This window comes from Parabacteroides sp. MSK.9.14 (assembly GCF_019041495.1).
Lineage (GTDB): Bacteria > Bacteroidota > Bacteroidia > Bacteroidales > Tannerellaceae > Parabacteroides > Parabacteroides merdae.
On record NZ_JAHPXO010000003.1, the window covers coordinates 1 to 21,655 of the forward strand.

Below are 21,655 nucleotides of genomic sequence, written 5' to 3' on the forward strand. Positions count from 1 at the left end.
GCTCTCTGCCTTCTTTGCTTCCTGGCTGGTCGGCACACGAATAGGGCAGGAGGTGAACTTGTTGGAAAAAATGACACGTTGATCCTGTATGACACGATTCGATATAGCATCCCTTATCCTGTCTACGAAACAGTAATTCAGACTGTACCGGAGATGTTTCCCATCTATATCACTCTTGAGGGAGATACAGTGAGAGAGCCGATCTTTGTTCCGATCAGGATCACACAGAAAGAATACTTGACGGACGATTATCATGCTTGGGTGTCAGGATATAATCCTTCGCTCGACAGTATCGATGTGTTTCAGAAGACAATTTACATAACAGAAAAAGTGAAAACTCGTCGGTGGGGAATAGGCCTTACGACTGGTTATGGGATCGGGCGGTATGGTTTGTCACCCTATGTCGGGATTGGGGTATATTGTAGGATTTGGTAGCGTATTTTCCATAGTATTATTAAGATTAGTAATTGGGACCGCTTTGCCCGTGAGGGTGGAACGGTTTTGCTATGTTAGATTTTTATTTTCTATATTTCCTCTATAAATAAGATAAGATTATTTTTATTAGATGTGCTTATAAATCCCCAATTTTTGTGTAAGTTTGTAAAAAATTACATTAGTATGAGAAATAAAATATTTGCTATACTTTATTATAGTTCCCTGTTAGATCAAATACAATTTCTAGGAACAGGTTTTGTTGTATCGAAAGGAGGTTTCTTTATAACGGCAGGTCATACGCTGGGGCAGTTAGGCCAAATATACTTAGATAAGGGTAAATTTAGAGCGGTATTCATTGATGATAGTAGTAATTACCGAAGTGTTCCTTTTTCAACGATATGTTATAAGTATTTATCAAAGGGTAAACAGAGTCCACCTGTTTTATATGACATAGCGTATGGATGTTTAAAAGAAGGGGAGTATGAATATTTTATGGTTGAAGATAAATTGTCCAATATTGGTGAAATATTAATAGCTCCGCATTATAAGTCGGCAAATCAAAGTAATTTTTTGGGAAAATCTTTTGAGGATACTATTGATATAAGTTTATTAATGTATTTTAATCCGTCTATGTCTGTGTTGAAAAACGTGAATGCCAGTGTTTTGGATAACGAGTATTCGAATTGTATGCAACTGACACAAAGTACGAAAATAGCAAAAGGTGCAAGTGGTTGCCCTCTTGTCAATACAAAAGGCTACGTTTCTGGTTTATTTGTTGCTGCGTCAGAAGTGGACGATAAAAGGTATGCTTTAAATGCTTTGTCAATATATGAACTGAGTAAAGATTAATCTCTGCTTTCTAATATAATAGGTAATGAATATTTGGTATGGTTTTGTCCTTACCTTTGTTCTTGGTGGTTGAGTACCCCAAATTCATAGTTAAGATTAACGTCTGGAGTAGAAATATTCTGAACATTTTTTAGATATTTGGCTAGAGATAAGTTTTATTGTGTATAAATAATTTATTTGAATATGTTTGAGAAAATTTGTATAGTATCTAAAGGGCAACAGCCTTTAAATGTATCTCTTCTAATAGATACAATGTTGTTTTATAGTGAAGTTAATGTTTTTGTTTTAAAAGAAGGTCTAGTAAATCTATTGAGATGTTTTGGTCCTGAGTTTCTTGCAGACCTTATTAATGAAAAACGCTTAAGACTACATATACTACGAAATCATGTTGGAAGTACTGTGGTTCCAAAAGATGCACAAAAGCAATTTGGTTTAGATATTCTAACTAGTAAAACTGTAGATAAAGAAGAATCTTTATTTAGAGCATATAAAGAATTTGATGATAATCTTGTTGCTGCTAGAAGATTTGCCAAACGTTTTTCATTTGTAACAAGCTCTTACTATTATAAACAAGAACTGGGGAACATCTTGAAAGAAGATTTACATAATGCAAATTATTTGAATAAATCCTTTCTTGAATATCTTAAACAGCAGTATCCTATGTATTCTCAAACAAATGATTTGATATTTGAGATAGAAGATGTCAATGATGGATATTGTCCTTTTGATTTATATAATATTCAATCGAATTTAGATATACCACAGCTAAATAAGCTTAACGAAGAAATGGGAATACATTCTGAGTTTGATTATTCAAGTTTTCTTTTATCATTAGGAGAAGCTAGGGGGGATAATTATGTTGCTGCTACATTTAATGGAGAATTGGAAACAAATAATATGTCTTCTAGGTTAATCAATTTGCAGTTAACAGATTGTTTATCAAGACGACAAAAGAGTCAGGAAGAAATAAATTTATTTCAAAATCATATTATATGTAAATATCCTAGTTTAGGAGATGCATATGTGAAAAAAGTAATAAGTAGTAGACAATTGTTACTTTTGTTAGAAGAGGGAGATAGATTTAGAACTTGGTTATCGGGTGTATCTAATGATGAATCTCTGATTAATAAATATTTGGAAGAAGCAACAAATAAAATATTAGTTGATAATCCTTTCATAAAGACTATTCGTGTGGTACTGTGTTTTTTGTTCGGGTGTATGTCAAATGGGTTAGGTTTGGCTATTTCAGCAGGAGATGCTTTTTTTGGTGATAGGTTGATAAAGGGTTGGACCCCAAATCTTTATATTGATAATAAGTTGAAACCTGTGCTTGGAGGAAATTTATTATTATAGCTAATTGAAAATTTTATTATTTTATATGGGGTAGAAGAAGCCCCCCAGCCGTTAGTAAAATCTCTAACCTTCCTACTAACGCAAACACGTGACGAACCCGTATGGGCAGGCTGAAAAACCTCTTCCATGCTACGATACAAGAACAATCGTAGCATGGAAGAGGTCTTAAATATCACAACAATAACCTCCCATCCTTCTTATCCATTACCGCATTGAAAACACTTTTATAGGTTTCATATAATTCTTTCCTGTTTTCCGGTCCCGGCCAATCAGCAAAAGACTCTCCTGCAAAAAATTTCCAAGCAAAGATACGTTTGGCTTTTTCGGATAAGCCTAATTGATCGATTATGTTCCGGACATCCTGCATACGTTCCCGGATATATTCGGTATGATCTGGGCTGTCATCGGGTTCGTCGATGATATTCAGCCGTCGCCAATCTACATTCTCATCTACCGGAATAGGCTTGTATTTATGCCGGTAGGGAGATGTATCCGAGGTAACGTTTAGCTTTATCATTTGCAGGATATAGAAGTCAAGTTCAGTATATTTACCCTGTTTGGCTTCCATTAGCCGGGAGAGATGCTCCAGGGGCTTTTGAAGCAGCATACACATTACCTCGTTCAATACGTCAATAGCTTCGTCTGTCATTCCGGCAAGTGAGCAGTGATACTTAGCGTAATCCAGCCACCTGTCGTAACGTTTCTCAATATATTTATTCAATGCCTCACTTGCCATAGTCGTCTTTATTTGATATATTTGTTGTTGATTATGAGTGGGTGGCGCTGTGAGGCGCTGCCTTTCTTTATTTAAAATATTTGTACCTTTCTTTTTCGCTAATCGAGTAACAAAATAGAATAGGCATCCTAATGATTTTAGAATAATCCATATAATAAGAAACAATTCACCTATACATATTAAGATAATAAAAGGAGCGGTTAGTAATGATGCTATGATTCTTATATCTATTTTCATGCTTATTCCTCCTCTTCGTTCGTATCAAAAAGATTGGCTACCATATCGACAATATTTGTCTGGATATTATCTTCAGCCCCCAATACGGCATTACTGATGTGCTTTTTCTCTTCGATGATCCGATAGAGCTTTTGGTCGATTGTCCGACGGCCGAGCAGGTAGTAGCAATTCACAGAGTCTTTCTGCCCGATGCGATGGGCACGGCTTTCTGCCTGATCACAATCTGCATACGTCCAAGGTAGCTCAATAAAGGCGACATCGCTGGCTGCTGTGAGCGTAATACCGGCACTGGCCGCTTTAATGGAACAGATGATAACGTCCGTCTTCGGATTCTTTTGAAAGGCATCGACAGAAGCCTGCTTCTCCTGCATATTCTGTCGTCCGGTGACGCAGACGGCGGAAGGAAAAGCTATCATCAGGCGGTCTACAATTTCATGCAGGTTACAGAACAGGATGATCTTTTTCCCATTCTCCCGAAAGTCCTTCACGAAGTCGATAACCTCTTTCAATTTACCGCGTGCAGTAATATCTTTCAGAATACCAATACGAACCATCACTTCCCCTTTCAGTGACTTTTGGATTTTTTCATCATCTGCTTCCTTGTAGCGTTTCAGGTAATCGATCAGATCGCGCTCCGCATCCATATATTCCTTGCGGTTCGTTATCTCACAGGAAACAATCTGACGCACTTTATCCGGTAGTTGGGTGAGTACTTTCGACTTTTCTCTGCGGAAGAAGCAGTGTTGCCATAGCTTATAATTTAGCTCCTTTAGATTGCTCGCTTGGTTAGGACCGGAACAGTACCGAAGCATAAAACCTTTCCATCCACCCATATCGATCATGCGATCCATAATACCCAATTGTGCAACCAGATCCTTTGGTTTGTTGACAACAGGTGTCCCAGTCAGCAAGATGATATATTCTTTCCCGGATGCAATGCCTTTGCAAAACTTGGTCTGCTGGGTGGCCGTTGATTTGACTTTATGCGATTCGTCGATTATCACGGACTTGAACAGTTTGATCGTGTTGTGAAATTCGACATCTTTCAATGTCCATTTCTCTGCCTTCGTGATCCGCCGGACAAAGTATTTTCGTAGGCTTTCGTAGTTTACGATAAAAACCTGGTTCATGCCTGTCTGCCAAAAGAAAGGCCAGCTATCGCGGACGGAATCGGTTAATACCATCGCTTTCTTGTCTGTAAACTTATGCCATTCCCTTTGCCAATTGATCTTGACAACATTCGGACAGATTACCAAACAGGGAAAGGCATCAGCTTTGTTGATGGTTGCGATGCTTTCAAGTGTTTTGCCCAAGCCCATATCATCCCCATTGATAAACCGTTTCAGTTGCAAGCCTCGTGCAATTCCTTGCAGTTGATAGGGGTAAGGCTGTACTTTCAGTCCATGTTCTCCGTCTAGTTCCGGCATTTCCGGTATTTGAAAAGCAACATCTTCCTCTGTCTGTGATTGGGCAACCGTTCCCCATTGTACCGGTTCGAAATGGCGGACGTAATAAGTCAATTGATCCAATTCTGCTTTGCATTTGTTGGTTGCCGGAATCAGCCATGCGCCCGTTTGTTTGTCCCACCAGCGGATGGAAACAGAGCTTTTCAGCTTGTCTACAATCTGCTGGCGGTATCTGTCAAACTTCACCGCATAACATTGCCCTTTTTCTGTATTTTGCAGTGTAATTGTCATAGTGGTAGGTGTTATGCAAATTCGTCAAACGCTTTTATCTCTTCGGCGACATCCTCCATTTCTGCTTTTTTCTTGCGGCCGCGTTTCTTCGGCTTCGGCTCTGCTTCTCCGGTAATATCTGCTTCTTCGGGAACATCGAAATCGAACGATTCTTGTTTGATTCCATATTTTCCGCCGAACAGGTAAGCGTCCACTTCGTAGTCAAGTCGGCTGACCGCCTGTTTTAAAGCATCTCCATACGGATATCCCTCGCCGGATTCGTCTTCGAATTTTGTAAACGGGACGGAAAGGTTAAGGACTTGTCCGCTTTTCAATAGCTTTTGTGCCTGGATAGAAACACCGGCCGATTCGTCTGATCCACCTTTGCTATACCCCGTGACAACGATATTTTTCAGTTTCTCATTCAGATCATCATCCGAAGGATTTTCGATATTTACAACTCCGGCTTCTTGCATTTCGCAAATCTTGACGGCATGAGTCTTTAACAAACTCATGGCATATAACAGGTCCGGATGAACGAATTGCTGGGATGATTTGGTTACTTCGTTCTTGTAGTTTGCTTCTACAAATCGCTCTGTATAATCTGCCGTTACCTGGTTGTTCTTGAGCTTAACTTTTTGAATTTCATACACAGGTTGTTCTTTTACTAATTCATCTTCCATACTTTTTAAAATTTAGGATTGTTATAACTTTGGGGCGCTAAGGCCATTTCTGCTTTTGCTTTACTGATTACAGTGCGACACCATTCCAGTTGATGAGTCGCGGTCCGGTTCAAACGCTCACACCAATCGACAAGATATTGTTCATCTTTGCACAGACTGTCAATGATAGCATTTACTGCCTTGGAGGTAGCCCCGGCACGTGAGGCTGTTTCCCGTAACGTATCGAAGACTTCCGATTTCTTTTTCCCGTTCAGATGGTATTTGGCATCTGCTAACAGTTTCCCGGTCCGGGCGATATAGACGGCAAGGTCGTTTCCACGTAGGACAGCTTCTTGGACTTCTTCACTCATGGTAATATTCAGATAGGAATCAATAGCTGCCAACTCGTTGGATATTTTATCTATGGGTGTGATGTTTAAATTCATGTCTGTTTGTCTTTAAAATATATCTTCCGAAAAAAAGGATATCCTATTTATTTTCAACTGAACAGCATCCACCACCGGAAGGCAAGTTCTTCGTATTTTTCTTTACCTTTCTGGTAAATCGTATCGCCTCGTTTAATGAATGCTTTGAACACTTTTTGATTTTTCTTGGAGATACCATAGATGAAATCCTGCCGACTGCCTGCGATATCCATATACCAGGCGCGGGAACGGTCCCAATCGAAAAAGTCAATAGCTTCATCGAATTGTTTTTGTGTGCTGGCAAAAGTGCTTTTCAGGTCTCCCCCAAATCCGTAGGTCGGAAGCCACCAGTCCCATTTGCACCGGGTATCGAGCGTGTATTTGAAGTTGCCATATTGGAAACATTGGTTCTTATTGACCATGAATCGTTGAGTTTCCGCCTTAGCAAGCACTTGGGCCAGGAAAGGATCGTGTCGGGCTTCCATGCGGAGGGACTTCTTCATGGCTTCTGCCAGTTCCCAATCCTCGCCGGAATACAATATATCGTCCACCATGCGTTTGTCATACCTGACCCTTTCCGGTTCGGTAATCATCGCATCGATTAGGCTGCCGAATTTGAAGGCTTTCTCCTTATCCCCGTATTGGGTACGGGGATAGAGGAGGTTCTTTAGTTCCGTAAGGTCCGAGTTGCTAACCTCCGACCGTTGGTAATACGTATCTTGCATCTTCTTCCTTGAGTTTTAGATATTCAATGACTGCAAAGTCAAATTCGAAATTGTAGGTGTTATCCATCAGCCACCGGAACCATTTGCGGCCCTCTTCCGTATCGAGAATCTTTTTCAGAATACTTGGCTCGCGTCTGTATTTTCCGAAGTTTATCCATGAGGACAGATAGAGTTTCTTTTTCATATCATTTGGCTGTTACATCATCGATATACTTTACATATGCGGACTGGATTTGCTCTCCGTCCTTATTCACAACTTTCTCGCAGTAGGTAATCATCTTCTTATGTACCTTCTCTAGATCCTCCATGCTCATATTGATTCCTTCGCGCATGAACCACATCTGATATACCTGCATGAATCCTTGTGGATTGGTTATCTGGATCTTCTTCTTGACCTTGGCTTTCGTTGGAGTAGGGGACATGCTGGCTGCTGAGAAATCAAATGCTGCCTGTACTTCGGCAGCAGACTTTTCTGCAGCCGCTTTGGCCTTAGCCTCTTCTTCCCGGCGTTTGCGTTCTTCTTCCTGTTTTTTTCTTTCTTCCGCTTCCTGTTGTTTTCGCTCTTTTTCCATACGGGCAGCTTCAACCGCATTGGTACGGCGTAGCTCTTCCTGTTCTTCCAGTTGTTTGCGGAGGCTGGGGAGTTTGTCGATCAAATCCTGCTTTGTACCCTCTATTTCAAAACGGTAACGTTCTGTAAAATCTTTCTTCTTTTGTATAGCGACTTCATTTTTTATTGCCTTACGGGTTTCTGCGTCCATATAGAAGGTTTGTTTGTTGTCAGAAACGTTTTCAACAAAAGCACTCCAGGAGAAATTTATACTTGTTTCGGATATTCGTCGGCATACATCGTTGTAGGTAGCGAGAGTAGCGCGGTTGAACATGCTGTTTAGTGCATTGATATGCTTTTCAACGTATGCGGCATACGCTGTATCCAACATGACAGAGATATCCGATCGGTATTGAGCCTTTTCGTTCTCCAACATCTGTTTACGGCGAGCTTCCTCTTCCCGTCGTTTTTGTTCGGCAATCTTCTTGGCCGCGTATTTGTTACGGGCCTGTTGGAGCTTATAAGGAATAGTGGTGACCGATTTGACGTCGATAGCCGATTCCAAAGAGGTAAAAGACTTGCTGACCGTAGCCAGAAGTTGCGTCAATGGCTTACGACGCTTGTTCATGTTTTCTATTGTTATTTTCGTCTTTGCCAAATACTCTGAGACCTTCGCATCCAGTTCATCCGAGCTAATACCTCCTTCCGCTTCAATGGTGTCCAGAAGTGTTTGTCCGGCTTGGTTACATGTCGATACGGAAGTTTGGTTGCGTTGCAAGGTGGCAGGAGCCGATTGCATGATCTGATTGAATTCTTCCACTTTAATAAGAGAATTGTTAGCTTGTGTATCCATTGTGATAAATTTTTAAGTGATTGATCGAGTTTATTAAAATCCGGCGTCTTCATCTTCCTGTGATATTGGGGTTGTTATACCTGATGCGGGTACCGGTTCCGCTTGTGGTTGCTCTCCGAATTCCTGTAAAGGGTTTTCCGATTGAGGTTGGAGGGGTTGTGGCTGCTGTCCGGGTTGATTGGGCTGAATAACGGTTGTTTGTTCTAATCCGTAGTCAATATCCTGCGGTTCTTCTTGAGTTTCGAATACAGTAAACTTTCCGGTCCGGACTTTGGGATATCCGTCGAATGCGTGTTTAATCAGTTTGCTTTCCAAGAACCCAGGATCGATACCGCCTTCGTTTGAAGTATAGAGGGCATTCGCCTTACCTTCTTTTTGACGGGTTTGCGGATTCCAACGTTGGTTGTTTTTGTAGCTGTACGCCTCTAAGCGTTTGATATCACCCTCCATCATCCAATGCCAGTCTACAGTCCCATCGGCGCGGACAATACGGATAAAACCACCGATCACCTTATTTGATTTGCGGGGACAGGCCGCCTGATAGGTAACGGTCTTTACTCCGTCAACCAATCCCGGTGAGAATGTGTCACCTTCATAGCAAACAACCGGATTATCTACATACCGGACCTGTCCGGCACGCTGGCGCATAACCAATTCCCCATAACCGGTGATGGAAAGGTAAGCACGCAGTTCATAGATATCGTTGCCATTGTTGTCCTTATAGCCGGTCTTCGTGCTGCGGGGGAGAATATAGCAGTGGGGGCGTCCTGTGGGATCAAGAGACAGGCCGTTTACGGCAATATCTAAGAAACAGCCGTACAGGGACAGTGGAGAACATCTTTGCAGTTCCGGCTTGTCTTGTAAGATTTTCCGGAAGTTGAATTTTTCCTTTTCATAAATCTGAGTTCCTTGGCCGGTTCCCCAGATCGCATTGTACATAAGTATAAACTTCTGTTCAACCCGGCTATCATCCGCTATCATGAGCGGATTTAGCTGATTTAGTTCAGCTACTTTAATTTGAATTTGATTTGACATGATTCTATTGTTTAAAAATTAATTACCAATGTTTCTTTATCGTGTAAACCATTGCCACGCAACCGGATGCCGTAACTATATGCTGGAAATACCCCAAGCAAATAGCGATAATACCAAGTATGGCAAGCGTTCCAAACAGGATGTAAAATCCCCACCTCGCTACTTGAGCGAGTTTCCAGTAATTTGTTTTCATACATCAATGATTAATTGGCAAAAGCCGTTTACTTGTCTTTGAAATAGCGAGTTGGATTTATATTGTAAACATCCTCCGATAACCCTTTACCTGGAGTGCCTTGCCGTGTTAATAATTCATTTAGTAATCGTATGGATCCAAGGCGCATTTATACAAGTCTTCCAACCTGTATTTGATTTTGCCTGGCCGTTTGTAACGCTGTAAAGTACCTTCTGATACCCATCGTTCCACATTCTGCCGTCCAAAGCGGATATGTGCTTCCTTTTGTCCGATAAACTCTCTGATTCCGGCTTGTATCTTGGTGATTTGCCAAGCGAGGTATTCAAGTTCGATTTTCCGAAAAGAAGGAATGTTTGGATAGGTTGTGTCGGTCTGCATGATTATTCGCTTTTAAAAAGATTCTTTTCGTTTGCATATCGCATAAACTCCGCCATAGAGTGTATCGAGAGTTTTCGGAACACGTTCTTCCGATGATTCTTTACGGTGTGGGACGATATAAAAAGCGCTTCCACAATCTCTTCGTCTTTCTTGCCATAGTAGCAAAGCTCCATCACCCTAAGTTGACTGTCTGAAAGTGTGCTGTTGAACTTCGGTTCACAGATTTTCTTGAAGCCATCGCATTCTCCACGCAGCGGACAACCGACAAACTCGAATTTGAAATTCCAGTTCTCATCCACGTCTATCATGTTATCGTACAGCCCGAAGTTGCATTTGATAAACCTACGTACAGCCAAGAAATCCCGGTAGCATTTATTCCCGTCGTAGCGGGCGTAATACTTGCGGAGTGCCGCATAAGCCTCCGGATAGAACTCTTCCAAAATCTCAAGGAAACTTTGAATGAAATCCGTATCAGACTCTTTCAACTGGCGTTCCGGCTGTCCCTGCTCTTTGATAGTTACTTCGCCGGAGGGGGTGGTATAGAATTCTATTGCGCGCATACCTTATCCTCCTTTGGGAATAACTCGCTGGCAGGAATGCCAAGTTCTCTTTCTATCACTTCTTGGGCTAACGCATCCGGTTGGTAGACTCCCGCTACCCAACATCTGACGGCCGATTCAGATCGTTTGGTAATGGTGGCTATCTTTTGGATGAAAGCCTTCTTAGGCGGCGTGTTGTCCATGGAGAAGTAGATCTCTCTGAATGAACGAGCGCCAATCTCATGACCTTGTAGGTTTAATTTTTCCATTTTTGCCTCCTTACATTATTATATATGTTCTGTACTTTATATTTTCGCAACTACTATTAACCATTACAGGTGCAAATATGGAACAAACTTGTGAAAAATACAAGAATATTTGCGAAAATCTAAATAAAAACTTTTGTTTTTCGCAAATTGATGTGTGGATATTGTGCGTAACTTCATAAATATGAATGTAATAGATAACATATTTAAGATAATGGCTCAAAAGGGTATCAAACAACGAACGTTGGCTGATGCTATGGGTATTGATGAGTCCCAAATTTCTGTAATGAAAAGGGGAAATCGCGATTTGAAGATTTCTGAAGTTGAGAATATCGCAAGTTGCTTGGGTGTTTCTATAACAGACTTGTTTACTTGGCCAGAACGATATGTGCTGGAGCAATCTGCCGGAGCAAAAGGCTTAACTACCCCAAAAGTTATACTGCAATTGGAGTTGGAAGATAGTGATGTGAAAGCTGATGTGATAAAGTTGGCTTTTGGGGATAGGGTGTTGGAGATTAAGAATAAATGATATGCGATTTCTTTTTTGGAATATCTGTAAGAATAATATTTTTAAAGAGATAGCATCTTTGGTGATAATCAAAGATATAGATGTTTTACTGATAGCCGAATTTCCTACAAATATAGATCCTAAAGAATTAAGGAATGAACTTTTGTGTAGAGGTGTTAGATTTGATTATATATCCCCATATTCTCCTAAAGATAAAGTAAGGGTATATACACGTTTTAGGAAATCATTGATTACAAATATTCAGGATGAAAGTGGTGTAAGTGCAAAAAGTATTTATAGTCCAATTCTTAAAAATAAAGTTATCTTAATAACTTGTCATTTACCAAGTAAAATAAGTAAATCAGATATGAACCAATCAGAGTTGTCGTCTGATGTTAGGGATTTTATTCTAAGAGTAGAGAATAGGTTTAATCATCAATATACAGTGGTGTGTGGTGATTTTAATATGAATCCATTTGATGAAGGACTTATAAAAGCAAAAGGATTTCATGCTATTATGAATAAAAAAATAGCATTGAAAGGAAAACGAAAAATCAATGATAAGGATTATAGTTTTTTTTATAATCCTATGTGGGGCTTTTTAGGAAATGGAGTTGTTTCTGGAACTATGTATTATAATTCTTCTGATCATATAAATTATTTTTGGCATATGTATGATCAGGTTTTATTAAGGCCTGAATTGATCCCATTTTTTGATGATAAAGAGTTGGAGATTGTAACAAATATAGGGAGCGAAAATTTGTTATCAGATATAGGTATTGTTAATAAAAAATATTCAGATCATTTACCAATAATATTTACATTAAAAATATGAGATATGGAAACTAAGAGTTTGTGGCCAAAAATTGAAGTTGATAAAAGAGAACTTCCTTTTTCAATATTAAAAAAGCAATCTGATTTATTAAGTGATTTGACAAATGGATGTTTGTGTGGAGAGATTGTAAGTGCTAATAAAAAGGATTTTTCTTCGTCTTTGAGAGAATATCAAACAACATCAACATTTGATTATCGAGTGTATTCTTTTTATATACTTGCCAATGAGTTGTCTGATTATAGATATTTGTTATTGACATTGGAACATAATGTGTTAGAAATATATCCTGCAAAAATAAAAAGCGAAATAGGAGGAATTGATCGTATTGTCTATAGTGAAGAAGAATTATTGGAGGTTTTATCTTTGGTTTTAGGGAATTCGGTTACAAAGGAAATTATAGAAACATTGGTTCTTCAAAGTAGAGAAATTTGTTTTTGATATTGAAGGCGTTTCTCATATAGCGGAAGTTATAGACGTTCGTTATTCTATTTCAGATAGAAATGTCGATATAATAATAGGTAAAGAACGTCTATATACTGATTATAAAACAGAACTTGATGCTTTGGGAACTCTGGCTTTCAAAACGCAGTTGAAATAATATTCATCTGCGTATGGTTTGAGTTCTTCAAGCTGTTTCTTTGTGAGATACAGTCCTGCGAAAGGAGGTTGTTTACCTTCTTTCACTTGTCGCATTGCATTAGATACGGCTTTGCGAATTTTAATTTGTTGAATCTGTTTATCGAACATAGTTTTTAGTTTAAAATGCTATAGTATCATTTTTAATCTCGCACTTTCTTTAGTGTTACAATTTTAGATATGGTGTCAAAATCGTATTGATATTGAAAAAATGGGAATTGAGAAATAGCTTTCTGTAATGTGTCTTTTGTGACGATAAATCCAAAGTGCATCAGCTCATAAGCTAATTCTGTCAATGATATGGATTTTTTGAAGTTTACAATATTGCATATTGCAGTAACTAAGCCATCTGGAAGGGTGGCCATACATTCGAATGGTTTGTCAAAGTAAATCATAATGTTTGTTTTAGTTTAAAATATAATTGTATGGAAGATAAAGACAAAATAATAGCCTCACTCCGGAAGCAGCTCAAAGAAGCTGTCAGCCGGTGTAATGCCTTAGAGCAAGAAAATGCTCTATTGTCATATCAACTTGAAAAGATGGAGGAAAGATGTCTGGAATCACATTAAAGATAGACAAAGGCCAATCTTCCGCTTTCTTTGAGATTATGGGATTGCTCCAGTCTTTTCCTGGATTAAAGGAATGCAAGAAGCATTATTCGGTAAAGCTGACGGAAGAAGATGTTTTCCGGTTCCGGAATGAACTGGATCAGATTATGCAACTATTGCCGCAATTGAGGGAAAAGGAGTGGTTCGATATTCCGGCTTACGGGACGGATGAATGGGCTAACTGGATGATAGATTTACACAGAAAAAATATGTAACTTTGGAGGGTGGTTTACAAATAGTTTACAGTCGTATATGTAAATGATTAGAAATTAATAGATTAAAATATATGTCAGACAGTATTGTTATTATTCCCACGTATAACGAAAAGGAGAATATAGGAAATATTATTCGGGTTGTATTTGGGTTGGAGAAAGAATTTCATATTTTGATTATAGATGATGGATCGCCCGATGGTACGGCAGGTATTGTAAAACGGCTGCAAAAAGAGTTCCCCGAACGCCTTTTCATGGTGGAACGTAAAGGTAAGTTAGGATTGGGTACGGCTTATATCTGCGGATTTAAATGGGCAATAGAACATAAATATGATTTTATATTCGAAATGGATGCAGACTTTAGTCATAACCCGAATGATCTTCCCAAATTATATGCGGCCTGTATGGAACAGGGTGGTGATGTCGCAGTCGGTTCCCGCTACTGTAACGGTGTGAATGTCGTGAACTGGCCATTGGGACGTGTGTTGATGTCCTATTATGCTTCCGTATATGTTCGTTTTGTTACTGGAATGAAAGTACAGGATACGACAGCCGGTTTCAAATGCTATCGTCGTGAGGTGCTTGAGACGATCGATCTGGATCGTATCCATTTCAAAGGATATGCGTTCCAGATAGAAATGAAGTTTACGGCATATAAGTGTGGTTATAAAATCGTGGAAGTCCCCATTATTTTTATCAATCGTGTATTAGGCACTTCCAAGATGAACTCCTCTATCTTCGGGGAAGCACTGTTTGGCGTATTGAAATTGAAATGGTGGAGTCTGTTTCGTAAATATCCCCAAAAAGGGAATCGAAAAGCGATTGCCGGATAATGCCATTATTGTAAAAAGCAATAAAAAGAGATATTCAGTAAATGTCTCCACATAATACCATAGCATATGAAGATGATAGAGTATAATCACTTCATATGCCATTATTATTGTCATTTTTCTGTATATTCTCATATACTCTTATCGGGCAAGACATGAAGCTCCGGAAGAAGTCTTCTGACCTCTTCTGATTCTATCTGTAAATTCATGTCATGCAGCTTTCCCCGTTCTGTCCCTGATCTTGTCAATCATCAGTATGGCATTTGCCGTATGTATTCCGAGGAAAATCAACAGGATTTCCGTCTTCCTGTTCCTGGCCTTTATTCTTGAGAGCGAGTAATGTTGCTTTTGAGTGCCGAAGCTTCCTTCAAGCCGGGTGGCCCTTTCTTTTGAGAGTTCGCTTCTAAGCACCTTCCTCAAAAGTTCATCTTTGGCCGCCCTTCCCTTGCGCACAAAGGATGTGGATATCCCATATTTTGTACAGAACTTTCTGTTGGCATTATTGGCATATATGGAATCGGCAGCCACACATCTTACTTTTACATTCATCAGCTTCTGCTGCATACGGAGAAAGACGTTTCTGGTAATCCTGTGTATATCGGAGTAAAGCACCGTACTTGCTATGGATCCCATCCCTTTGACAGAGGAGCTTTTCAAGAAGCTTGATCATACGGCGCTTAAGCATTCTTGTCCTTGAAGCTCTCCTCTTTCTTTTCTTGCAGTAGGACAGATAGGATTCCGCCACATTCCTGTATTTGTTGCGCGGACGCCTTATGCCCAGAGATCCCTGCAATGCCGGCATATATGCCTGTAAAGCCATTCAATGCTTTCCTAAAGGAGTTTGTTTATTATTCTTGATTTGACACTTTCAAGGAAAAATAGAAGGTGGTGCCTTTCCCTTCTTCGGAATCGAACCAGAGCTTGCCACCGAGTTGTTCGACAAAGTCTTTACACAGCATTAATCCCAAGCCAGATCCCTTTTCGTTATTTGTCCCATAAGAAGTAAAATGAGTGTTTGACCTCAATAGCTTACCCTGGTCTTCTTTTTTGATCCCTTTACCTGAATCTTTTACACTGACAACGACAAAATCCCCGTCTGTTTTGGTTGATACTGTAATCAAACCTTTTTCATAGCTGAACTTGACTGCGTTGGAAATCAGGTTACGGACGATAGTCTTTACCATATCGATGTCTGTCGATCCCATCAGTTCTTTATCCAGACCTTCAAGCATGATGGATATGCCTTTCTGGGTAGCCATTGGAATAAATATCTCGGCAGTGCTGTTGACTATGCTGTTGATGTCGACTTGTTGTCTGTAAATGTTCTGTTTGTTCAGGCGATTCTTTGCCCACTTCAAGAGGTTGTCGAGAAGCTGGAATATCTCTTCCGATGTCTTGTTCATCATCTGAAGCATTTCGTATACCTCATCGCTAACCTGATTCTTATCGACCATCATCAGGATGGCGTTATTCATCATCTTCAAAGAACCAAGCGGAGAGCGTAAATCGTGTGCAATAACGGAATAGAGCGTGTCGCGGGATTCGATTGTATTTTCAAGTTCCTGCTTGATACGTTTGATACTGAACAGTTCGTAACGGTGGGCGACACGTTTCACCAATTCTTCCCGTTGGAAAGGTTTTGTTACATATTCTGTTGCTCCCAACTGATAACCTTTTACGATACTTTGCATATCGCTCAAAGCTGACATGATAATGACGGGGATGTTGTTGGTTTCCGGATTGCTTTTCAAATGCTGCAGTACCTCGTATCCGTCCATCTCTGGCATCATAATATCAAGCAGAATAAGATTGGGATGCCTTTCTTGGGCAATGCGTAGCGCTTTAGCTCCGCTATCTGTCGTCAGTAGCGTATAACCTTCTTTTTTTAGTATCGCTTGCACAAGCATAACGTTAGTTGGCACATCGTCCACCACTAATACAGTATATTGTGATGCTAAGTTTTCCATTTGATTCTGTACTTTTCTTGATATTCAAATACTATCAATGATACAAATGTATTTAATTCTGTCGACATAATCGTCTTTTTCCCGAAAATAAATTCCATTTCTGAAGAATAATTTTTTATATATTAAACGTGTCCAACTAAAACGCTTGATATAGGGCTTTTTATTAAAATTATTATTTAAGTTTGCACTATGAAATCGAATTTAGTTCTTTTAGCGCTCATATTAGCCAGCTGTCAGCCGGAAATGCCTGTAACCTCCTCTATTCTGGTAAAGGGAGATGGTTTGACAGTCCCTGTTAACAAGGAACTGTATGGTTTGACCATTGAGGAAATCAACCATGCGGTGGATGGCGGTATTTATGCGGAACTTATACAAAATCGGAGCTTTGAAGACGGGGTTCCTCCCTTGAATTGCCCGTACGACCCTGTCCGCCGGGTTCTGACTACCCCGAATGGATGGACTATTCCTTTCCTGCGTTCTGATTCGGTACCGGGATGGCGTTGCTTTTCTGCGACGTCTTATATGTATCCCGATACTAAGGAATTGATTAATGACAAGAACCGGCGTTCTCTGCTGGTTTCGGTGTCTGCTTCAGCCGAATCAGGAAAAGGAGGTGTCATTGCCGAAGGATATGGAGGAATACCGCTTCGGAAAGGTGAGAAATATGATTTGTCTTTTTATATGAAAGGAGCCTCTATGTCTTCGAAGACCGTAAGTCTGACTTTGGCCGATTCTACCGGAAAAACGGCCCTAAGCGAAGTTTTTCGGGTAGCACCAGCTTATGAGTGGAGGAAGTACAAGCACACTTTTACCGCAACCTCGAATACGAATAAAGCCGTGTTGACGATAACGACTGACAGTTCGGCTGTTTTCTGGCTGGATGTTGTTTCTCTGTTTCCGCAAAATACATGGAAAGGCCGTCCGAATGGATTACGTCCGGAACTGATGGAACTGATTGCAGCATTGAAACCTGCTTTCATTCGCTTCCCCGGTGGAAGTTTTGTAGAAGGGTATACGGCGGGAACCTATCCGGTCTGGCGTGAAACCGTAGGAGACATTGCCGAACGCAAACATTTTTGGAATGTGTGGGCATACGGTACGACGAACGGCATCGGCTATCATGAATATCTCCAGATGTGTGAAGATTTGGATGCTGAACCGGTCTATGTCATTAATAGCGGTGTGACCAATCAAAGTCGTCGTCCGCGTTATGAAGACATAACGGCAATGGGGAAACTAGTACAAGATGCCTTGGATGCCATCGCTTATGCTAATGAACCGGCCGATTCCATTCTGGGAACTTTGCGAGCTAGTCACGGACATCCGGAACCTTTTGAATTGAAGTATGTGGAGATCGGCAGTGAAAATTACGGACTAGAATATACGAAGCGTTTCGAGTTGTTTAAAAAAGCGATCCAAGAGGCTTATCCGGAGGTTATGGTGATAAGCAGTTCCGACATAAGAGGAAAGAACAGAAATGAATGGTCAGATACTCATTTTTATTCGAGCGAATCATTTTTGATCTCTAATCACAACCGTTTTGTTGCCGGACAGTATACGCGCCGGATGCCTCCTGTCTTTATCGGAGAGTTCGGCTTGTCCGGTGGGGCAGCTCCCGGAAGTTTGCGGGCGGCTATTGGGGAGGCTTGCTTTCTTGCAGGGGTAGAAAACGGACAGGAGATTGTGAGGTGTTTGGCTTATGCCCCTGTTTTGGGAAATACAAAATACAAAATAGAACGTTATCCGGTCATCTTTTTTGACGGTGAACAGATTGCTCTTTCTCCTTCTTACTATCTGTTGCAAATGTTTAGCAGCAATAGGGGAGACGAAGTGCTGAAGACCGAAGTCCGCACCTATCAGAAACCCCAGGTGACCTTCGGACGCGCCGGTATCGAAATGTTCGATAACAGCTATGAATTCAAGGAGGTGAAAATAGACAATTCGCCGGTTACGGAAGGGGTTGTCATGACCGGAGGCTGGACGGTCGGACAGGGTACGTTGACGCCGGTTGCAAACAGGTGGAACTATATCCTTTTAGGCGATCCGTCTGCCTATGACTATACGTTCTCGGCGGATATCAGGCGGACGAAGGGGAGCGGGCAAGTCCAATTCCGTGTGCGTGACAACGGGCTGTCTGGAGAACGAAATGACTATATCGGGTTGACGATTGGTTCTGGTGTTGTAGAGTTCTATCGCCAGGCGGGAGGTGTGAGGGATACGTTACGTACACCTGTTCTTTATCCGTTCCAAAGTAATCGTTGGTATAACGTGAAGATCGCTTGCAAAGGCGAACAAATCGGTTGTTTTGTGAATGACACGCTGGTTCATGAGACGATACTTCCCGGCATACCTTCATTGGTTTCTACTGCGGCGTTGGATAAGGAGGCTCATACGATTATACTGAAGGTGATCAATACGACTCAGCACGAAGAGAAGACGGAGTTGAACCTGCAAGGCGTCAGTGTCAAAAATACGGCGGAAATTATTCAGCTCACAGGAGATCCCGAAGCGTGTAACACTTACGACCACCCCGGCGTGGTCGTACCGGAGACAAAAGAAATATCCTTCTCGTTGAGCGGTCCCAAAGTGTACAATTTCCCTCCCAACTCGATTACGATAATGAAATTGAAGATCGACTGACAGGGCGACCGGCATCGGATTCAAAACCGATGCCGGTCGCGCGTCCAACCGATGCCGATCCATTGACTGCCGGATGCCTGCCGGATGAAATAAAAAAGGCTACCTCAGTAATGAAGCAGCCTTTTTCCGTTTAGTATCGCATTGATTAATGTACTAACATTTCAGGAGTGATCTTGACAAACTTGTCGGAGTCGGCTTTGCGAAGTTTCACGCTGCCATCGTTCCAGTTTGAGGGCCAGCCGCCAATGATATGTCCTAAGAATACCACCTTGATTTCATGCAAGCCTTTCGACAATGCAGCCGAACTGTCGTGGCGGGAGAAGCGTTTCACTTCACCTGCATTGTTCACTAACAATTTGCCGTCGATCCATACTTCTTCGTTGTCGGAAGAAATGTAGTAAACGCCATCTTCAGGGATGTTGACGTAACCAGTTGCTATGGCAGCATATTGTTTGACACCGCGCATAGATTCGCTTGACTTGACAACACTGGTGATTTCACGCAAATCCTTGATAACCGATTTCTTCCATTCTTTTACGTCTCCCAGTTTGGAAGAATTCAAAAACATGCCGTCGGTCACTTGCATTTCCAATCCTGGAGTAGTTTTGGCAACCTCTTTAGCGGGGGCCAAAGCTTGCTTTTCAACCGTGATCGTACGAGTCTTACTCATCTTGCCGGAAGGCAATACGGAACGGATCTTCAGAACGCCGGATTCCGTGAATTCGATCGGAGCGGAATAGGCGGTTGATTCCGGAGTCGGTTCGGTTCCGTCGATCGTATAAACCACCTTGACCGGACGGGTAGTCTTGAATTCCAGAGAAGCCTTGTCGGTGAAAGCGACAAAATCGCATGAGCCGTTCGGTTGCTCCGGTTGCGGGATATGGTAGTTGATGTTCAGTTCGTCCAGACGGACCAAGGCATTATCCAAGCGACGTTCGAAGTCTTTATAATCCTTGCGTGCCAATGGAGTCCAGCCGATTTCAGCCAATGCCAGCACACGCGGATAGGCACGGTATTCCAATAGGTCAGTGTTGTACATATATTCGGACCACAGATTTGTTTGTACCCCCTTGATCAAATTAGCTTTTCCGGTAGCGACCAAAGTATCGGGTATCGGATTGTATGCATACACTCTTGATAACGGATCGTAACCGCCGATAGAAACCGGTTCGATCTTCGGATCACCTTGGAATTGGTCAATGTACATGCCACCGCTTCCTGGAGTCATGATCGCTTCATGTCCCATGTTTGCAGCAGCGATACCGCCTTCTTCACCACGCCAAGACATGACGGTTGCGGAAGGAGCGAGGCCGCCTTCGAGGATTTCATCCCATCCGATGATCTTTTTACCATGCTTTTCGGACAAGTATTTCTCCATGCGCTGAACGAAATAGCTCTGCAGCTTTTCTTCGGCAGAATGGCTCTTGTCGGCTTTCAGACCTTCCTCGCGGATGCGCTTCTGGCAGAGCGGGCATTCTTTCCAGCTTGATTTCGGGCATTCGTCACCACCGATATGGATATATTCGCCGGGGAAAAGAGGTGCGACTTCATCGAAAACATCCTGCAGGAGCTCGAACGGTTTTTCCTTTCCGGCACACAATACGATGTCTTCTACCCCCCAGATGATACGCGGGGTGGTCGGTTCGCCCTTGCAAGACAATTCGGGATATGCGGAGATTGCAGCCAACTCGTGTCCCGGAAGTTCGATTTCAGGAACGATCGTGATAAAACGGTCTGCTGCATATTTTACCACTTCCTTGATTTGGTCTTGCGTATAAAAACCGCTATATTCCGTTCCTTCGCCATCTATGCGTTTGGAACCGACTTCTGTCAGTTTCGGGTATTTCTTGATTTCGATACGCCAGCCCTGGTCGTCCGTCAGATGCCAATGCATGCGGTTGATCTTGAACAAAGCTAATACGTCGAGATGTTTCTTTACGTTCTCTACCGGGATGAAATGACGGCAAGGATCCAGCATGATGCCGCGATATTCGAAACGCGGTTCGTCTTTCACTGTCACGCAGGATGCAGTCCAGGCGATATCGTTTACGACTGCCGGGCTCTGGATCTCGGCTGGAAGCAACTGCATGAACGTTTGCATGCCGTAGAACAAGCCCTGCGGGGTCTTAGCCTTAACCGTCACGCCTTGCGGAGTGACATCCAGCGTGTAGCCTTCGTCGTTTACATCCAGTGCCTCGTCGATCGCCAGTGCAATGCCGTTTGAGGCGGCCTTGTCACTGACCGTTATCTGGTAACCGGTGGCAAGATTCATCTGGGCGGCAAAATATTCGGCAACAGTTTTAGCTTCCGGAGTGGAGGCGGAGAAGGCTGTGTTTTTGCTTAGTTTAAAACTACCCTCGTTCTGGACGAGGCTTACCGGCGTCGGGATTACATTGATGCCCTGGTTGTAAGGCATTTGTTTAGTTGGCCCTTCGCTGCACGACGCAAGGATACAAAATGCTGCGCCGGCACAAAGTGATAAAAAAGTTTTCATTTTGGAATTTATG

The 21,655-nt window shown here is 41.8% G+C and carries 26 protein-coding genes and 1 pseudogene; 10 read left to right on the forward strand and 17 right to left on the reverse strand.

The genetic code is table 11. The features are described from left to right. The 3 genes from KTG12_RS02250 to KTG12_RS02260 form a co-directional block, all read left to right on the forward strand. On the forward strand, nucleotides 1-435 hold a 435-nt coding region (locus KTG12_RS02250), incomplete at its 5' end, for a DUF6808 domain-containing protein (protein WP_216945406.1). A gap of 183 nt (nucleotides 436-618) precedes the next feature. Continuing rightward, nucleotides 619-1,284 carry a hypothetical protein gene (locus tag KTG12_RS02255; protein ID WP_129943949.1) on the forward strand — a complete coding sequence of 222 codons (666 nt, stop codon included), beginning with the start codon at nucleotides 619-621 and terminating at the stop codon, nucleotides 1,282-1,284. A gap of 183 nt (nucleotides 1,285-1,467) precedes the next feature. Continuing rightward, nucleotides 1,468-2,637, forward strand: a complete 1,170-nt coding sequence (locus tag KTG12_RS02260) for a hypothetical protein (protein WP_129943950.1) — start codon at nucleotides 1,468-1,470, stop codon at nucleotides 2,635-2,637. 172 nt (nucleotides 2,638-2,809) lie between these two features. Here the strand turns inward: KTG12_RS02260 and KTG12_RS02265 are convergent, their stop codons facing one another. From KTG12_RS02265 to KTG12_RS02320, 12 genes are all read right to left on the reverse strand, one after another. Then, the gene (locus KTG12_RS02265; protein WP_173022514.1) at nucleotides 2,810-3,373 is read right to left on the reverse strand and encodes a hypothetical protein; all 564 of its coding nucleotides are present in this window, start codon (nucleotides 3,371-3,373) and stop codon (nucleotides 2,810-2,812) included. Nucleotides 3,374-3,612: 239 nt separating this feature from the next. Further along, on the reverse strand, nucleotides 3,613-5,307 hold the full coding sequence (locus KTG12_RS02270; protein WP_129943951.1) for a DEAD/DEAH box helicase: 1,695 nt from the start codon (nucleotides 5,305-5,307) through the stop codon (nucleotides 3,613-3,615). Nucleotides 5,308-5,318: 11 nt separating this feature from the next. Further along, nucleotides 5,319-5,969: a hypothetical protein gene (locus KTG12_RS02275; RefSeq protein WP_129943952.1), complete on the reverse strand. Its 651-nt coding sequence runs from the start codon at nucleotides 5,967-5,969 to the stop codon at nucleotides 5,319-5,321. A gap of 5 nt (nucleotides 5,970-5,974) precedes the next feature. Further along, complete coding sequence (locus KTG12_RS02280) at nucleotides 5,975-6,394, reverse strand: hypothetical protein (RefSeq protein ID WP_005643139.1); 420 nt, start codon at nucleotides 6,392-6,394, stop codon at nucleotides 5,975-5,977. Between the two features lie 53 nt (nucleotides 6,395-6,447). Further along, nucleotides 6,448-7,098, reverse strand: a complete 651-nt coding sequence (locus tag KTG12_RS02285; protein WP_129943953.1) for a PD-(D/E)XK nuclease-like domain-containing protein — start codon at nucleotides 7,096-7,098, stop codon at nucleotides 6,448-6,450. Beyond that, a complete protein-coding gene (locus tag KTG12_RS02290; protein WP_005643143.1) occupies nucleotides 7,064-7,282 on the reverse strand; it encodes a hypothetical protein in 219 nt (72 codons plus the stop codon). Before KTG12_RS02290 ends, KTG12_RS02285 begins: the two co-directional genes overlap by 35 nt. Before the next feature lies 1 nt (nucleotide 7,283). Next, entirely contained in the window at nucleotides 7,284-8,501 is a 1,218-nt protein-coding gene (locus tag KTG12_RS02295; protein ID WP_129943954.1) for a hypothetical protein, read from the reverse strand. A 33-nt stretch (nucleotides 8,502-8,534) separates the two neighbouring features. Next, nucleotides 8,535-9,536, reverse strand: a complete 1,002-nt coding sequence (locus tag KTG12_RS02300) for a recombinase RecT (RefSeq protein ID WP_129943955.1) — start codon at nucleotides 9,534-9,536, stop codon at nucleotides 8,535-8,537. Between the two features lie 22 nt (nucleotides 9,537-9,558). Continuing rightward, a complete protein-coding gene (locus KTG12_RS02305; RefSeq protein ID WP_155143971.1) occupies nucleotides 9,559-9,729 on the reverse strand; it encodes a hypothetical protein in 171 nt (56 codons plus the stop codon). Nucleotides 9,730-9,849: 120 nt separating this feature from the next. Beyond that, nucleotides 9,850-10,107 carry a hypothetical protein gene (locus KTG12_RS02310; protein ID WP_155143973.1) on the reverse strand — a complete coding sequence of 86 codons (258 nt, stop codon included), beginning with the start codon at nucleotides 10,105-10,107 and terminating at the stop codon, nucleotides 9,850-9,852. A 2-nt stretch (nucleotides 10,108-10,109) separates the two neighbouring features. Beyond that, a complete protein-coding gene (locus KTG12_RS02315) occupies nucleotides 10,110-10,667 on the reverse strand; it encodes a helix-turn-helix transcriptional regulator (RefSeq protein ID WP_129943956.1) in 558 nt (185 codons plus the stop codon). Beyond that, nucleotides 10,655-10,849 carry a hypothetical protein gene (locus KTG12_RS02320; RefSeq protein ID WP_129943957.1) on the reverse strand — a complete coding sequence of 65 codons (195 nt, stop codon included), beginning with the start codon at nucleotides 10,847-10,849 and terminating at the stop codon, nucleotides 10,655-10,657. The genes KTG12_RS02315 and KTG12_RS02320 overlap by 13 nt, the downstream gene beginning before the upstream one ends. 247 nt (nucleotides 10,850-11,096) lie before the next feature. Between KTG12_RS02320 and KTG12_RS02325 the strand changes: the two genes are divergently transcribed. From KTG12_RS02325 to KTG12_RS02335, 3 genes are read left to right on the forward strand one after another with little or no spacing between them, the layout of a single operon-like run. Continuing rightward, nucleotides 11,097-11,441: a helix-turn-helix domain-containing protein gene (locus KTG12_RS02325; RefSeq protein WP_129943958.1), complete on the forward strand. Its 345-nt coding sequence runs from the start codon at nucleotides 11,097-11,099 to the stop codon at nucleotides 11,439-11,441. Between the two features lies 1 nt (nucleotide 11,442). Further along, nucleotides 11,443-12,255 (forward strand): hypothetical protein, encoded by an 813-nt coding sequence (locus KTG12_RS02330; protein WP_129943959.1) that lies wholly within the window; start codon nucleotides 11,443-11,445, stop codon nucleotides 12,253-12,255. 3 nt (nucleotides 12,256-12,258) lie between these two features. Beyond that, nucleotides 12,259-12,693: a hypothetical protein gene (locus KTG12_RS02335; RefSeq protein ID WP_129943960.1), complete on the forward strand. Its 435-nt coding sequence runs from the start codon at nucleotides 12,259-12,261 to the stop codon at nucleotides 12,691-12,693. Between the two features lie 102 nt (nucleotides 12,694-12,795). On the opposite strand, the gene KTG12_RS02340 is transcribed toward KTG12_RS02335, so the two are convergent. Beyond that, nucleotides 12,796-13,002 (reverse strand): hypothetical protein, encoded by a 207-nt coding sequence (locus tag KTG12_RS02340; RefSeq protein WP_129943961.1) that lies wholly within the window; start codon nucleotides 13,000-13,002, stop codon nucleotides 12,796-12,798. Between the two features lie 32 nt (nucleotides 13,003-13,034). Further along, nucleotides 13,035-13,286, reverse strand: a complete 252-nt coding sequence (locus tag KTG12_RS02345) for a hypothetical protein (RefSeq protein ID WP_155143976.1) — start codon at nucleotides 13,284-13,286, stop codon at nucleotides 13,035-13,037. Between the two features lie 30 nt (nucleotides 13,287-13,316). Between KTG12_RS02345 and KTG12_RS02350 the strand changes: the two genes are divergently transcribed. The 3 genes from KTG12_RS02350 (at nucleotide 13,317) to KTG12_RS02360 (ending at nucleotide 14,544) form a co-directional block, all read left to right on the forward strand. Further along, nucleotides 13,317-13,460 (forward strand): hypothetical protein, encoded by a 144-nt coding sequence (locus KTG12_RS02350; RefSeq protein ID WP_173022988.1) that lies wholly within the window; start codon nucleotides 13,317-13,319, stop codon nucleotides 13,458-13,460. Next, a complete protein-coding gene (locus KTG12_RS02355) occupies nucleotides 13,442-13,714 on the forward strand; it encodes a hypothetical protein (RefSeq protein WP_155143978.1) in 273 nt (90 codons plus the stop codon). The genes KTG12_RS02350 and KTG12_RS02355 overlap by 19 nt, the downstream gene beginning before the upstream one ends. A 71-nt stretch (nucleotides 13,715-13,785) precedes the next feature. Beyond that, on the forward strand, nucleotides 13,786-14,544 hold the full coding sequence (locus KTG12_RS02360) for a polyprenol monophosphomannose synthase (protein WP_138272655.1): 759 nt from the start codon (nucleotides 13,786-13,788) through the stop codon (nucleotides 14,542-14,544). Nucleotides 14,545-14,751: 207 nt separating this feature from the next. Here the strand turns inward: KTG12_RS02360 and KTG12_RS02365 are convergent. Beyond that, nucleotides 14,752-15,372: pseudogene (locus KTG12_RS02365) on the reverse strand (transposase); the annotation flags it as partial. Nucleotides 15,373-15,389: 17 nt separating this feature from the next. Further along, on the reverse strand, nucleotides 15,390-16,508 hold the full coding sequence (locus KTG12_RS02370; protein ID WP_119216359.1) for a hybrid sensor histidine kinase/response regulator: 1,119 nt from the start codon (nucleotides 16,506-16,508) through the stop codon (nucleotides 15,390-15,392). A gap of 189 nt (nucleotides 16,509-16,697) precedes the next feature. Here KTG12_RS02370 and KTG12_RS02375 point away from each other — a divergent pair, with 189 nt between their 5' ends. Continuing rightward, a complete protein-coding gene (locus KTG12_RS02375) occupies nucleotides 16,698-19,148 on the forward strand; it encodes an alpha-L-arabinofuranosidase C-terminal domain-containing protein (protein WP_155143980.1) in 2,451 nt (816 codons plus the stop codon). Between the two features lie 145 nt (nucleotides 19,149-19,293). Here the strand turns inward: KTG12_RS02375 and KTG12_RS02380 are convergent, their stop codons facing one another. Next, nucleotides 19,294-21,642 carry a family 20 glycosylhydrolase gene (locus KTG12_RS02380; protein WP_138272653.1) on the reverse strand — a complete coding sequence of 783 codons (2,349 nt, stop codon included), beginning with the start codon at nucleotides 21,640-21,642 and terminating at the stop codon, nucleotides 19,294-19,296. Nucleotides 21,643-21,655: the final 13 nt, after the last annotated feature.

Coding starts and splice junctions, on each gene's coding strand:
- KTG12_RS02255 (WP_129943949.1), top strand. CDS start 619: ATGAGAAATAAAATATTTGCTATACTTTATTATAGTTCCCTGTTAGAT.
- KTG12_RS02260 (WP_129943950.1), top strand. CDS start 1,468: ATGTTTGAGAAAATTTGTATAGTATCTAAAGGGCAACAGCCTTTAAAT.
- KTG12_RS02265 (WP_173022514.1), bottom strand. CDS start 3,373: ATGGCAAGTGAGGCATTGAATAAATATATTGAGAAACGTTACGACAGG.
- KTG12_RS02270 (WP_129943951.1), bottom strand. CDS start 5,307: ATGACAATTACACTGCAAAATACAGAAAAAGGGCAATGTTATGCGGTG.
- KTG12_RS02275 (WP_129943952.1), bottom strand. CDS start 5,969: ATGGAAGATGAATTAGTAAAAGAACAACCTGTGTATGAAATTCAAAAA.
- KTG12_RS02280 (WP_005643139.1), bottom strand. CDS start 6,394: ATGAATTTAAACATCACACCCATAGATAAAATATCCAACGAGTTGGCA.
- KTG12_RS02285 (WP_129943953.1), bottom strand. CDS start 7,098: ATGCAAGATACGTATTACCAACGGTCGGAGGTTAGCAACTCGGACCTT.
- KTG12_RS02290 (WP_005643143.1), bottom strand. CDS start 7,282: ATGAAAAAGAAACTCTATCTGTCCTCATGGATAAACTTCGGAAAATAC.
- KTG12_RS02295 (WP_129943954.1), bottom strand. CDS start 8,501: ATGGATACACAAGCTAACAATTCTCTTATTAAAGTGGAAGAATTCAAT.
- KTG12_RS02300 (WP_129943955.1), bottom strand. CDS start 9,536: ATGTCAAATCAAATTCAAATTAAAGTAGCTGAACTAAATCAGCTAAAT.
- KTG12_RS02305 (WP_155143971.1), bottom strand. CDS start 9,729: ATGAAAACAAATTACTGGAAACTCGCTCAAGTAGCGAGGTGGGGATTT.
- KTG12_RS02310 (WP_155143973.1), bottom strand. CDS start 10,107: ATGCAGACCGACACAACCTATCCAAACATTCCTTCTTTTCGGAAAATC.
- KTG12_RS02315 (WP_129943956.1), bottom strand. CDS start 10,667: ATGCGCGCAATAGAATTCTATACCACCCCCTCCGGCGAAGTAACTATC.
- KTG12_RS02320 (WP_129943957.1), bottom strand. CDS start 10,849: ATGGACAACACGCCGCCTAAGAAGGCTTTCATCCAAAAGATAGCCACC.
- KTG12_RS02325 (WP_129943958.1), top strand. CDS start 11,097: ATGAATGTAATAGATAACATATTTAAGATAATGGCTCAAAAGGGTATC.
- KTG12_RS02330 (WP_129943959.1), top strand. CDS start 11,443: ATGCGATTTCTTTTTTGGAATATCTGTAAGAATAATATTTTTAAAGAG.
- KTG12_RS02335 (WP_129943960.1), top strand. CDS start 12,259: ATGGAAACTAAGAGTTTGTGGCCAAAAATTGAAGTTGATAAAAGAGAA.
- KTG12_RS02340 (WP_129943961.1), bottom strand. CDS start 13,002: ATGTTCGATAAACAGATTCAACAAATTAAAATTCGCAAAGCCGTATCT.
- KTG12_RS02345 (WP_155143976.1), bottom strand. CDS start 13,286: ATGATTTACTTTGACAAACCATTCGAATGTATGGCCACCCTTCCAGAT.
- KTG12_RS02350 (WP_173022988.1), top strand. CDS start 13,317: ATGGAAGATAAAGACAAAATAATAGCCTCACTCCGGAAGCAGCTCAAA.
- KTG12_RS02355 (WP_155143978.1), top strand. CDS start 13,442: ATGTCTGGAATCACATTAAAGATAGACAAAGGCCAATCTTCCGCTTTC.
- KTG12_RS02360 (WP_138272655.1), top strand. CDS start 13,786: ATGTCAGACAGTATTGTTATTATTCCCACGTATAACGAAAAGGAGAAT.
- KTG12_RS02370 (WP_119216359.1), bottom strand. CDS start 16,508: ATGGAAAACTTAGCATCACAATATACTGTATTAGTGGTGGACGATGTG.
- KTG12_RS02375 (WP_155143980.1), top strand. CDS start 16,698: ATGAAATCGAATTTAGTTCTTTTAGCGCTCATATTAGCCAGCTGTCAG.
- KTG12_RS02380 (WP_138272653.1), bottom strand. CDS start 21,642: ATGAAAACTTTTTTATCACTTTGTGCCGGCGCAGCATTTTGTATCCTT.